This is a genomic window from Gordonia aurantiaca, assembly GCF_039939235.1.
GTDB lineage: Bacteria > Actinomycetota > Actinomycetes > Mycobacteriales > Mycobacteriaceae > Gordonia.
Map to the genome: position 1 here is coordinate 52,557 of NZ_JBDUUF010000015.1, position 11,847 is coordinate 64,403.

Here is an 11,847-nt window from a genome sequence, read left to right on the forward strand (position 1 = left end):
AATGGGTTGAAATATGTTGTTCTACAGCGACTCTGATGTTCAGAGGTCAAGGATCTGCAGGGCCTGTTCGCGCATTGCGACCTTACGGACCTTGCCGCTGACGGTCATCGGGAATTCGTCGACGCAGTGCACATAGCGCGGGATCTTGTAGTGCGCGATCTTGCCGGTGCAGAAGGCGCGCAGTGCGGCGGTGTCGAGCGGGTCTGCACCGGAGCGCAGGCGGATCCAGGCCATCAGTTCCTCGCCGTACTTGTCGTCGGGCACGCCGATGACCTGGGCGTCGAGGATGTCGGGGTGGGTGTACAGGAGTTCTTCGATTTCGCGGGGGTAGATGTTCTCCCCGCCGCGGATGACCATGTCCTTGATCCGTCCGGTGATTGCGAGGTACCCCTCGGTGTCCATCACGGCCAGGTCCCCGCTGTGGATCCAGCCGTCGGCGTCGATGGCCTGGGCGGTCTTGTCGGGATCGTTCCAGTAACCGAGCATCACCGAGTAGCCGCGTACACACAATTCCCCGGCCTGTCCACGAGGTGTGGTCTCGCCGGTGACCGGGTCGACGATGGCGACCTCGACGTGCGGGTGGGCGCGTCCGACGGTCGTGACGCGACGGTCGAGCGAATCGTCGACCCAGGTCTGCGCGGAGGCGGGGGAGGTTTCGGTCATTCCGTATGCGATGGCCACCTCGGGCACCCAGGCGGTGACCTGCTTCATGATTTCGACAGGGCACGGCGAGCCGGCCATCACCCCGGTGCGCAACGCGGACAGATCATAGGAGGCGAAGTCGGGAACGTCGAGCATGCTGATGAACATCGTCGGCACGCCGTAGAGCGAGGTGCACTGTTCCTGCGCGCAGGCTCGCAGTGTCGCGGCCGGATCGAAGGCAGGTGCGGGAATGACCACACAGGCGCCGTGAGTTGTCGCGCCGAGATTGCCCATCACCATGCCGAAGCAGTGGTAGAACGGCACCGGCACGCAGATCCGGTCGTGTTCGGTGTAGCCGAGCAGCTCGCCGACGAAGAAACCGTTGTTGAGGATGTTGCGGTGTGAGAGGGTCACGCCTTTCGGCAGCCCCGTGGTGCCCGAGGTGTATTGGATGTTGATTGGGTCATCGGGTTGTAGGACGCGTTGGCGTTGGGCCAGCTCCGCTGTCGGGGTTGTGTTGCCGCGGTGGAGCATCGCGGCCCACTGCTCGGTGCCGAGATAGACCACGTGCTCGAGCTGCGGCGCACGGGGTGTGACCTCGGTGATCATGGCGGTGTAATCGGAGGACCGGAACGACGGGAGGGTGAACACCATCCGGATCCCGGCGTGGTTCAGTGCGTACTCGAGTTCATGGGTGCGATAGGCGGGATTGAGGTTGACCAGCACTGCCCCGATCTTGGCCGCCGCGTACTGCACGATCGTCCACTCCGGGCAGTTCGGTGCCCAGATGCCGATGCGGTCCCCGACGGCGATACCGTCCTCGAGCAAGGCCGATGCCAGTGCGTCGACGTCGCCGCGCAAGGTGGCGTAGGTCCACCGACGCCCCGTGGGCACGTCGATCACGGCGTCGTGGTCGGGGAACCGCGTGGCGGTGTCGTCGAAACTCTCGCCGATCGTCATCTCGAGCAAGGCTCGCTCGGTGGGGCCGATGCTGTAACTCAACGTGGGGTTCATGGATGCTCCTCCGTTCACTGGGAGGAACTGTGACCGGTGATGCTCCTGCGGGGGACCCCCGATCGAGGGGGCACCAAGGTCGTACCCCCCTTCGGGGGTACGACCTTGCCGGTATGTGACCGCACTCACTAGCGTCGAGATTGTATGAGCAGGTGGAGGTAGAGATGACCGCAACTTTCGACACGACCATCCCCGTCGAACGGCGCATTCTTGCCCGTGCGCTGGAGCCGTTGCGTAAGCACACCGGAATGGACATGGTCTTCGGTGGCCCGGTCCAGCGTGGGGCGGTGTCCTTGGAGATCACCGATCTGACCGGTGTGCGGACCCGCTCGGCCGTCAACCTGGTGGTGCGCAACGGGGAAGGGCTCGGCGGCAAGGCGCTGATGCTCGGCCGACCGGTCTCGGTAGCCGACTACTTCTCGGCGCAGGGCATCACCCATGTCTACGACCACGCGGTGCGTCCCGAAGCCATCGAAACCCTCGCCGCCCTGCCGATCGTGGTCGACCGAACACCTCGGATTCTGATCTACCTCGCCGCGCGGACCCATGTCCGTCTGGGGGATCGCTGGTTTGACAGCTTCGCTCCGCTGGCCCGCCGCCTCGAACGCGACATCGCCGTCGAGGACGAAGTCGGCCGGCGCCTGAGTCTGATGCGGGCAGATACCGAAGCCGAGCGTCCGGGACTCAGCCGCGCCGACATGCACGACATCGCCCAGGAACTGGCCCAGTTGGCAGAACAGATTCAGGACGACGTGCTGCGGGCGCGTCTCGAGGCCGTCGGTGACCGGTTCGCCCCCGTCCTGGCCCCGCGGGCGTCGCCTACCCCGATCACGCTGCGGCCCCGCGAAATCGATGTTCTCGAACAGATCGCGTGCGGACTGAGCAACCGTCAGGCCGCCGAGGCGTTGGGGCTGCAGCCCGAGACCGTCAAGTCCTACCTCAAGAGCGCGATGCGCAAATTGCATGCCACCAACCGGGTGCAGGCGATCGTCCTTGCCCGGGAGAACGGTCTGATCCGCTGACGACCCGACGGTAGCTGCCGAGGTTCGCTTCCGGGGCGAGTGCCCCGCTGCCCGTGTAGTGCTACCCCCGAAAGTGGCTGCGGAACAGCAGGACCCACTTTGGGGGGTGTGCGCACCGGTGTAACGGCGCTCACACTGCTCGCGTTGAACAGCCCCGCCCCCACTCGGCGGTCGGGGCCCACCGAGCAGGAGATCCGATGTCCCGAAACGCCGACCCGGCGGCCACCGCATCGACCCCGATGCGCCGTGTCGCCCTTGCCAGCTGCACCGGCACCACCATCGAGTTCTACGACTTCTTCATCTACGGCACCGCCGCGGCGCTGGTGTTCCCGAAGGTCTTCTTCCCGGCCCTCGGGACCGCCGCCGGCACGGTCGCCTCGTTCGCCACCTTCGCCGTGGCGTTCGTCGCCCGACCGCTCGGCGCTGTGCTCTTCGGTCACTTCGGTGACCGCATCGGCCGCAAGAAGACCCTGGTCAGCACGCTGCTGCTCATGGGCATCGCGACCGTCGCCATCGGCCTGCTTCCCAGCGCGTCGACCATCGGTGTCGCCGCCCCGATCATCCTGGTGGCTCTGCGCATCGCTCAGGGCTTGGCTGTGGGCGGGGAGTGGGCAGGCGCGACACTGCTTGCCACCGAATACGCCCCGACGAACAAACGCGGCCTGTATGCATTGTTCCCCCAGCTCGGACCGTCCCTGGCCTTCGCGTTGTCCAGCGGCACCTTCCTGCTGGTCAATCTGTTGGTCGGCGAAACCTCGGACGCCTTCCTCGACTGGGGCTGGCGTATCCCGTTCCTTGCCAGTGCCCTGCTCGTCCTGATCGGTCTCTACGTCCGGCTCAAGGTCGAGGAAACCCCGATGTTCGCACGACAGTCCACCCAACCTCGATCCGCCACCGGACCCCTGATCGGTGTGTTCACAAATCAGCCGCGCGAGCTGCTGCTCGCAGCCGGCTCCTTGGCAATGATGTTCGCATTCTTCTATGTCGGCACCGCCTACCTGACCTCCTACGCCACCACCACCCTCGGCCTGTCACGCACCACGGTGCTGTCGCTGGGACTGCTCGCCGCCGTCGCATTCGCCGCGGCCACCGCCATCGCTGCCGGGTACTCCGATCGTCTCGGCCGCCGCCGGATGGTGGTCGGATCGTGCCTGCTGTCGATCCCCGGCGGCCTGCTGCTGTTCCCACTGATCGACATCGCAACGCCGATCACGTTCTTCGCCGGATTGACGCTGACGCTGGTCATCATGGGCATCTCCTACGGCCCCGCCGGTGCACTGCTGCCCGAGATGTTCCGGACCGAATACCGCTACACCGGGGCGGGCATGGCCTACGCGATCGCCGGCGTTCTCGGCGGCGGCACCGCCCCCACCCTGGCGGCCGAACTCGCCGCACGCTTCGGCGGCGCCGCGATCGGATGGATGCTCGCCGGATTCGGCGTCCTGAGCCTGATCTGCACGTTCTTCCTCACCGAAACCCGCCACCGAGACATGGAGAACCCCACCACCGACCACAACACCAAAGCTGCCCCCGCACCCCTGTGAACTGTCCACCTCTCGCGAAAGAAGACCTGTGAACACCACGATCGACGCATGGATGCAACACCCGACCCAGCGATGGCTCGACATGCCCTTCCTGAACTCGCTGCGCCGCTGGTCGAAAGGCACCATTCCCGAGACCGAACCACCGGTCTCCTGGACCCTCGACCGCATGGACGAAGCCGGCGTCGGCATCGGCATGCTCAGCGCCTGGCACAGCCCCGCCGGGGAACTGATCGGCAACGACGAAGTCGGCACCATCGTCGAACAACATCCGGACCGCTTCGTCATGGTCGCCTCGGCAGACCTGCGCCGCCCGATGGACGCCGTCCGGGAAATACGCCGGTGCGTCCACGAGTACGGCGCCCGGGCGGTACGAATCCTGCCGTGGCTGTGGGATCTGCCCCCGGACGACCGCCGCTACTACCCGATCTACGCGGCGTGCTGCGACCTCGACATCACCTTCTGCACCCAGATCGGGCACACCGGCCCGCTCGCGCCCTCCGAGCCGGGCCGCCCGATCCCATATCTCGATCACGTCGCCCTGGAGTTCCCCGACCTGAGGATCGTTGCCGGTCACATCGGTGTGCCCTGGACCGGTGAGGCGATCTCCCTGGCCACGAAATACCCGAACGTCTACATCGATACCTCCGCCTACAAGACCAACCGCTACCCGGCGGAGATCGTCGACTATCTCCGCAGCCACGGCCGGCACAAGGTGCTCTTCGGGTCCAACCACCCCGCGTGGCCCGCACCTGATTGCCTTGTCGGACTCGACAAGCTCGATCTCGACGAACACACCCGTGCTGCGTTTCTACGCGAGAACGCAATTCGCGCCTTCAATCTCCCACACTGACCATTTCGCGGTGGTTCCGTGGTCGTGGACAACAATGCCCACCCCGTCTACGAGCACCCCAGGGACCCCGGCGCCCGACCACCCCCAACGACAACACCGAGGAAAACGTATGTTCGCCAATGCCTTCACCCGCACCTTCGGGATCGAGCATCCGATCGTCTGTGGCGGGATGACCGCCGTCGGCACCGCCGATCTGATCAGTGCCGTCGCCAACGCCGGCGCCCTCGGATTCCTCACCGCCCTGACGCAGCCCACCCCCGAGGCCCTCGTCAAGGAAATCACCCGCTGCCGCGACCTGACCGACAAACCGTTCGGGGTGAACCTGACGATCCTGCCCACCATCAACCCGGTGCCCTATGACGAGTACCGCGACGCGATCATCGACAGCGGCATCACCATCGTCGAAACCGCCGGCGGCAACCCTGCACCGCACCTGCCCGCTTTCAAGGCCGCCGAGGTGAAGGTGATCCACAAGGCCGTCTCCGTCCGTCACGCCGTCAAAGCCGAACATCTCGGAGTCGACGCCGTCAGCATCGACGGTTTCGAATGCGCCGGTCATCCCGGCGACGACGACGTCCCCGGCCTCGTCCTCATCCCCGCCGCCGCCAAGGCATTGTCGATCCCGATCATTGCCAGCGGCGGAATCGCCACCGGATCCGGCCTCGTCGCTGCTCTGGCCCTCGGAGCGTCGGCGGTCAACATGGGCACCCGATTCATGGCCACCACCGAGGCACCCATCCACGACAACGTCAAACAGCAAATAGTCGCCAACACCGAACGTGACACGCGGCTGGTGTTCCGGGAGTTCAACAACACCGCCCGCGTCGCACGCAACTCCATCTCGGAGGAGATCATCGAGATCTCCCGTCGACCTGGAGCCACATTCGATGACGTCGTTCACCTGGCGTCCGGCGCGCGCGGACGCGAGCAGGTGCTGACCAACGGTGACGTCGAAGGCGGCATGTGGTGGGCCAGCCAAGCTCAAGGACTCATCGACGATGTCGTCAGCTGCCGAGCAGTCGTCCACACAATCATCACCGAAGCCCGCCGGATCATTACGGGCACTCTGCCCGAGCAGCTCGGCAATTGACAGTTTCGGTATTGAAACAGCGTTGATGTCTACAGATTCAAGGATCCTGACAAGATCGTGAGAATCTTCTCCAGCCGTTCCGGCAGGAGGTGCCCGTCATACGGTGGCCGTGCCTCGGAACAGGACGACGGTCGCTCCGCCGATCCACACGCGGCCGTCCTGGACGGCCACCGCGATTTCGCCTGTGCGGCCGAGTCGGGTGCCCTGGGCGGCGGTGTAGCGCTGCGGTGCCTGACCGGTGCTGGTGAGCCACTGGGCGACCGAGGCGTTCAGACTTCCGGTCACCGGGTCCTCGGCGACGTTCGCGCCCGGGGCGAAGGCGCGCAGCTCGAACGCGTGCGGCGAGCCGGCGGGATGCGCGCCGACGACGCCGACCATCGCGTCGGGCAGGTCGGAGAAGTCCGGTTCCAGGGCGAGGACCTCCGCGGCACTGGCGAGCCGGATCGCGGCCCAGCCGGGGCCGTTATCGACCCACTGGTGGTCGAGGACCTGGTCGGCAGTGATCCCGAGGGCCGAGACGAGCCCGGCAAGATGATCGTCCTCGATGGGCCCGGTGCGTGTTGTCGGGGGCGAGGCGAAGGACAGCACCTCGCCGTCTTTGCGCAGCTCGACGAGGCCGGCTCCGCACTCCTGGACGATCGTGCCTTCGGTCCGGGGTGCGCCGCCGGCCTCGAGCCAGGCGCGAGCCGAACCGAGAGTGGGGTGGCCGGCGAAGGGGATCTCGCGGGTCTGGGTGAAGATGCGCACCCGGTAGTCGGCCTCGTCCGTGGTGGGTGGCAGGAGGAACGTGGTCTCGGACAGATTCGTCCAGCGCGCGATGCGCGCCATGTCCTCGTCGGAGATGCCCTCGGCATCGAGGATGACGGCCACGGGGTTGCCGCGGTAGGCCTCTGACGAGAAGACGTCGACCTGGGCGAAGGGGCGTTGGCGGATCATGCGGGGGATTCCTTCCGAGCGGAGCGGCTCTGGACGACGAGCATGGAGAGGACGGCGGCGACGATGCAGGTCGCGGCCCCGGCCCACCAGGCGTAGGTGTATTCGCCGAAGATGTCGCGGACGATGCCGCCGCCGAAGGCCGCCAGCGCCGCCCCGATTTGATGCGCGGCGAACACCCACCCGAAGACGATGGTGCTGCGTTCACCGAAGATCTGGCTGCACAGGGCGGCGGTCGGGGGCACGGTGGCCACCCAGTCGAGACCGTAGATGACGATGAACACGAGCATGCTCACGTGCACCACGTCGGACAGCAGCCACGGCAGCAGCAGGAGGCTGACTCCGCGGAAGGTGTAGTAGATCGCTAGGAGTTTGCGGGGGTCGAAACGGTCGGTGAGCCAGCCGGAGGCGACGGTGCCGAGGATGTCGAACACTCCGACGGTGGCCAACAGCCCCGCGGCGGTGGCGGCGGGCATGCCGTGGTCGTGGGCCGAGGGGATGAAGTGGATGCCGACGAGGCCGTTTGTGGTCGCCCCACACACGGCGAACGCGCCGGCCAATGCCCAGAATGCTTTGTGTTTGGAGGCGAACACCAGGCCTTCGATGGCGCGGCTCATCGCGCCGCCGCGCGCTCTCGGCGGTATGACGTAGCTGTCGGAATCCGCTCCGTAGGGTTGAACTCCGCGGTCTTCCGGAAAGTCGCGCAGGATCCAGACTGCCAGGGGGATCACCGCCAGGGCGACGCCGCCGATGACCAGCGAGGCGGGCCGCCAGCCGATGGTCTCGGCCATCGCGGCGACCGGGGGCAGGATGAGCAGTTGCCCGGTCGCTTGTCCCGCGGTGAGCGCGCCCATCACCAGGCCGCGGCGCTCGACGAACCATCGCTCGGTGATCGTGGAGGCGAGTGCCAGAGCCATCGACCCGGTCCCGCCCCCGATGAGGACTCCCCAGAAGAGGAACAGCTGCCACGATGCGGTCATAAAGACGCTGCCCGCCGCGCCGAGAGCGACCAACAGTAGCGCGGTCGCGACGACCCGCCGCAGGCCGAAGCGATCCATGAGAGCGGCGGCAAAGGGGGCGACGAGGCCGTAGAGGATCAGGTTCAAGCTGACCGCGGCCGACATCACGCTCATCGACCAACCGAACTCGGTCTCCAGTGGCACCATCAGCGCCCCGGGAGCGCCGCGGAATCCCGCCGCGCCGAACAGGGCGAGGAATGTGACTGCGGCCACCCACCAGGCGGGATGGATTCTCTTGTTTCGCCGTCGATGGACGTCGTCGAGTTCGGTCGCCGCGGCCTCGGTTCGGTTCGTCGTCATGGTCTAGACTTTCTTTAGCGAAGTTTGCGAGACTGGGAACGTTACCGGATGACGTGGGGGAGTGAAAGATGATGGCTCTACGATCCGATTGGTCGGACGATGCCTGCCCGATTCGCCGTGCACTGGATGTGGTGGGCGATCCGTGGGTACTCGTGATCCTGCGCGACGTGCTGCACGGCCACGGCAGGTTCGACTCCCTGCACCGGAACCTCGGGATTTCCGAGGCGGTCCTCAGCCGCCGCCTGCGCGGGATGGTCGACGCCGGTCTTCTGGTGCGCATCGATTACGAGCGCGGCGGTCGAACCCGGCAGGGCTACGCGGCGACCGAAGCCGCTGCAGAGTTGCTGCCGGTGCTGCAGCAACTGGCTCTCTGGGGTGAGAAACACACGCGGACCCCCGACCATGCCGGCCATATGCCGCTGGTCCATCGCGCGTGCGGAATGGAGACGACCCGCGGCGAGGTGTGTAGCGCCTGCGGCGAGCCCCTCGTGTCCGAGCAGATGACCTGGGTCAAACCCTGGAAGGACGCCCGCGACGACCTCGTGGGTCCTGGTGTACTGCTGCGGCGGGGAACGCCGTGACCGACCCCGAAACCACCGAGAGAAAATGCTGCGCCCATGAGTTCCTACGAAACGATCTTCACTCGCACCGATGGACGCGTCGGCTGGAGCACCCTGAATCGTCCGAGCGCAATGAACGCGCTCAACGCGACCTTGTCCCGCGAGATCGTCGCCGTCGCCGTCGCAGTCGACTTCGATACTGACGACGCCATCGGCGCGATCATCGTCACCGGATCTCCGATCGAGCCTTCACCGCTGGAGGCGACATCGCCGAAATGCTGAAACATCCGGAAGGCAGCACCGCGCTGCCGGAACTGTTCTCGTCCTGGGGCCGCGTTCGAACAACTGCGTACACCGCTTGTCGCCGCTGTCGCCGGCTCCGCTCTGGGCGGAGGCAACGAGCTGGTGATGATGTGCGACCTCGTCATCGCCGCGGATACGGCCAAGTTCGGTCGGCCCCGAGTTCTCGATTGCCGTGATCCCGGGCCTCGGCGGCACCCAGCCTCGTGCCATCGGCAAGGCCAAGGCTGCCGATCTCGTGCTCACCGGTCGTCTCATGGGTACGAAGGAGGCCGAGTCCGCCGGTCTCGTCGCCCGCGTCGTATCCTCCGACCAGATCCACATCGAGCGCAGAAGACGGCGGGTGCGATCGCGAAAAATCCCTGCCGCAGTTTATTTGGCCGAGCGGACCCTGCAGGCGGCCCAGGAGACCGGCCTGGCCGCAGGCGTCGAAGCAGAGCGGCAGGCATTCGTCCAGAGCTTCGCGCTCGAGGACCGGATCGAGGGCATGCACGCCTTCCAGAACAAGCGCGAGCCGGGCTTCGCCCACTGCTGATTCTCCAGACATACAGGAAACTCGTGCCTACGACGCGGCACCCGTCCACTTCGACACGAAAGTCGCCGTTCTCCTCGCGAGGACCCTCTTCCCCGGTAAAAATTCCACGTCACCGCGTTTCCCATGTACGGAATCACCATCAGGGAGTCCGACCTCACCGGCAGCCCCCTACGTGGATGCCGAGGGCGCCAAGTACCTGCCGATACTGCGTCAGCCGGTGCTCGTGTTCGTAGCTCCGAGCAGCTGGCTATCACACGGGCCACGGCGCACGGCCGCGCTGTTCCGACGGCGGTCTACACGAAGGAACTATTCACCCCCGGTCCACGACCAGGCCACAGCGACCAGGTCGCCGTCGCAGGCGCAGAGGACCACGACCTGGCGGGACAGACGATACGTAGGGAGACACCGTCGACCACATAACCAGGGTGTGCGCAAGCACGACTGAAGAAGGAGCATGATGTCATCAGCCAGCATGACACCGAAGGTCGTCCATCCGGGAGGGCTCTGGCTCGACGACCTCACCGAGGGGTTCGAGTTCCGCTCGGGCCACCGCGAAGTCACCGCCGAGGAAATCGTTGACTTCGCATCGAAGTTCGACCCACAGAGCTATCACCTCGACGCCGAGGACGCCGCGGGCACCTTCTTCGATGGACTCGTCGCCAGCGGCTGGCATACCGCCGCGTTGACGATGCGGCTGCTCACTGAGGCCTTTCCCCTGGCCACTGGCCTCATCGGCGCGCACGGCGAGATGACCTGGCCCACCGCGACGCTTCCCGGTGACCGTCTCCGAGTCGAAGGCCGGGTGGAGAGCATCGAGACCTCAGCTTCGCGGCCGGGGCGCGCATCGATGCGAGTGTCCTTCCGGTCCGTCAACCAAGAGGACAAAATTTGCTACACAGCAGTGATGCGGATGCTTGCGTGGCGACGCCCCGAAGGAGAGCGCTGGGAAGCCGGCGATCAAGGACCGCTCAGTTCTCGCTGATGCCAGTGAACGGGGCCGCCCACTCAGCGACTTCGACAAGAACCATGTCGAGCAGACCTGGGAAGCACTCGTCAAGCTCGTTCTTCCGCAGCGCATTGGGGTTCCGGTAGTCGCCGAAGAACAACGGATATGACGTAGTCCCTGTCCGCGGGGTGTCAGCTAGCGTGCCAGACGTGTCGATATCTGGCGTCCTTCTTGCTTGGCGGCGGCCGCAAACTCGTCGAGTCGATCGACGATGCGGGGTAGTGGGTCCGGCCATGGCGAGGACAGCGAGAAGTTGTCCGTTGCCGAAGACGGGCACGGACACACCGCAGACGTCGGGGAGGGTTTGTCCTCGGTTGATGGCGACACCGTCGTCTGCGATCGTGCGGAGTTCGGCGCGGACCTGTTCTCGCATATCCTCGTCCGGAATGTGTGCTGCGAGATAGTTTTCGCGGAAGGCGTCGCCGGCGTGTGCGAGGAAGCATTTTCCGGAGCTGGTCGGATAGAGCGGGCGGCGGGTGCGCAGCGGGGCGGAGTAGCGGACATCTGGGTCGATTCGATGACATCGGTGTAGACGACGGCATCTCCGACGAGGAAGGAGAGCATCACGGTTTCGTTGAACTCGGTGTGTAGCGCTTCCATGCTGGTCCGGGTGGCGCTGTCGAGGGGCACTGTCGGTGCTGCTAGTAGTGCGCGGACGGCCGATCCGATGGTGTGCCTGCCGCCCTCGTCGTGGAAGTAGCCGGTGGCGACCAGGCCTTTGATGAGGACGTGGACGGAGGAGCGGGGAGCATCGATTGCCGCGGCGAGGTCGGCGAAGCGGGTCCCGTTTTCGCTGCGAGCGACAAGCTCGAGGATGTTGGTGGGCCGGTATTACTAATGAACGTGAGGGGCTGGAAACCCGTTAGTTGACGTAACGTACATTATCGGCTAACAGTATGGCTAGTTTCTGGCCAGTCTAGCGGCTAGACTGAAGGCATGACGACAGTGCCACTCGGCGAAGCCAAGGACAAGCTCTCCGCGCTCATCGACAGCGCCGAGAGCACGCACGACATCATCACGATCACCAAACAC

General features: G+C 65.6%; 11 protein-coding genes and 2 pseudogenes. 8 read left to right on the plus strand and 5 right to left on the minus strand.

What is annotated here, in order from left to right; genetic code table 11:
* Positions 1 to 39: 39 nt before the first annotated feature.
* Positions 40 to 1,656, minus strand: a complete 1,617-nt coding sequence (locus ABFT43_RS21145; protein WP_347962238.1) for an AMP-binding protein — start codon at positions 1,654 to 1,656, stop codon at positions 40 to 42.
* 140 nt (positions 1,657 to 1,796) lie between these two features.
* Here ABFT43_RS21145 and ABFT43_RS21150 point away from each other — a divergent pair, with 140 nt between their 5' ends.
* The 4 genes from ABFT43_RS21150 (at position 1,797) to ABFT43_RS21165 (ending at position 6,162) form a co-directional block, all read left to right on the plus strand.
* Positions 1,797 to 2,678, plus strand: a complete 882-nt coding sequence (locus ABFT43_RS21150) for a helix-turn-helix transcriptional regulator (protein WP_347962239.1) — start codon at positions 1,797 to 1,799, stop codon at positions 2,676 to 2,678.
* Positions 2,679 to 2,875: 197 nt separating this feature from the next.
* Positions 2,876 to 4,222, plus strand: coding sequence for an MFS transporter (locus ABFT43_RS21155; protein ID WP_347962240.1), 1,347 nt, complete (start codon positions 2,876 to 2,878; stop codon positions 4,220 to 4,222).
* A 52-nt stretch (positions 4,223 to 4,274) separates the two neighbouring features.
* Positions 4,275 to 5,072 carry an amidohydrolase family protein gene (locus tag ABFT43_RS21160; protein ID WP_457590208.1) on the plus strand — a complete coding sequence of 266 codons (798 nt, stop codon included), beginning with the start codon at positions 4,275 to 4,277 and terminating at the stop codon, positions 5,070 to 5,072.
* Between the two features lie 109 nt (positions 5,073 to 5,181).
* Positions 5,182 to 6,162: an NAD(P)H-dependent flavin oxidoreductase gene (locus ABFT43_RS21165; RefSeq protein WP_347962242.1), complete on the plus strand. Its 981-nt coding sequence runs from the start codon at positions 5,182 to 5,184 to the stop codon at positions 6,160 to 6,162.
* Positions 6,163 to 6,258: 96 nt separating this feature from the next.
* Here ABFT43_RS21165 and ABFT43_RS21170 read toward each other — a convergent pair whose 3' ends face one another.
* Together ABFT43_RS21170 and ABFT43_RS21175 are read right to left on the minus strand one after the other, a co-directional pair.
* Entirely contained in the window at positions 6,259 to 7,098 is an 840-nt protein-coding gene (locus ABFT43_RS21170; RefSeq protein WP_347962243.1) for a PhzF family phenazine biosynthesis protein, read from the minus strand.
* On the minus strand, positions 7,095 to 8,414 hold the full coding sequence (locus tag ABFT43_RS21175; RefSeq protein ID WP_347962244.1) for an MFS transporter: 1,320 nt from the start codon (positions 8,412 to 8,414) through the stop codon (positions 7,095 to 7,097). Before ABFT43_RS21175 ends, ABFT43_RS21170 begins: the two co-directional genes overlap by 4 nt.
* 68 nt (positions 8,415 to 8,482) lie before the next feature.
* Between ABFT43_RS21175 and ABFT43_RS21180 the strand changes: the two genes are divergently transcribed.
* From ABFT43_RS21180 to ABFT43_RS21190, 3 genes and pseudogenes are all read left to right on the plus strand, one after another.
* Positions 8,483 to 8,995 (plus strand): winged helix-turn-helix transcriptional regulator, encoded by a 513-nt coding sequence (locus tag ABFT43_RS21180; protein WP_347962245.1) that lies wholly within the window; start codon positions 8,483 to 8,485, stop codon positions 8,993 to 8,995.
* Positions 8,996 to 9,031: 36 nt separating this feature from the next.
* Positions 9,032 to 9,809 (plus strand): annotated as a pseudogene (locus ABFT43_RS21185) (enoyl-CoA hydratase-related protein).
* Positions 9,810 to 10,266: 457 nt separating this feature from the next.
* Positions 10,267 to 10,791: a MaoC/PaaZ C-terminal domain-containing protein gene (locus ABFT43_RS21190; protein WP_347962246.1), complete on the plus strand. Its 525-nt coding sequence runs from the start codon at positions 10,267 to 10,269 to the stop codon at positions 10,789 to 10,791.
* On the opposite strand, the gene ABFT43_RS21195 is transcribed toward ABFT43_RS21190, so the two are convergent.
* Together ABFT43_RS21195 and ABFT43_RS21200 are read right to left on the minus strand one after the other, a co-directional pair.
* Positions 10,778 to 11,479: an IclR family transcriptional regulator domain-containing protein gene (locus ABFT43_RS21195; RefSeq protein ID WP_347962249.1), complete on the minus strand. Its 702-nt coding sequence runs from the start codon at positions 11,477 to 11,479 to the stop codon at positions 10,778 to 10,780. The genes ABFT43_RS21190 and ABFT43_RS21195 overlap by 14 nt on opposite strands.
* Positions 11,480 to 11,523: 44 nt before the next feature.
* Positions 11,524 to 11,631 (minus strand): annotated as a pseudogene (locus ABFT43_RS21200) (helix-turn-helix domain-containing protein); the annotation flags it as partial.
* Positions 11,632 to 11,751: 120 nt separating this feature from the next.
* Between ABFT43_RS21200 and ABFT43_RS21205 the strand changes: the two are divergent.
* The coding region (locus ABFT43_RS21205) for a type II toxin-antitoxin system prevent-host-death family antitoxin (protein WP_347962250.1) at positions 11,752 to 11,847 on the plus strand (96 nt) is incomplete at its 3' end.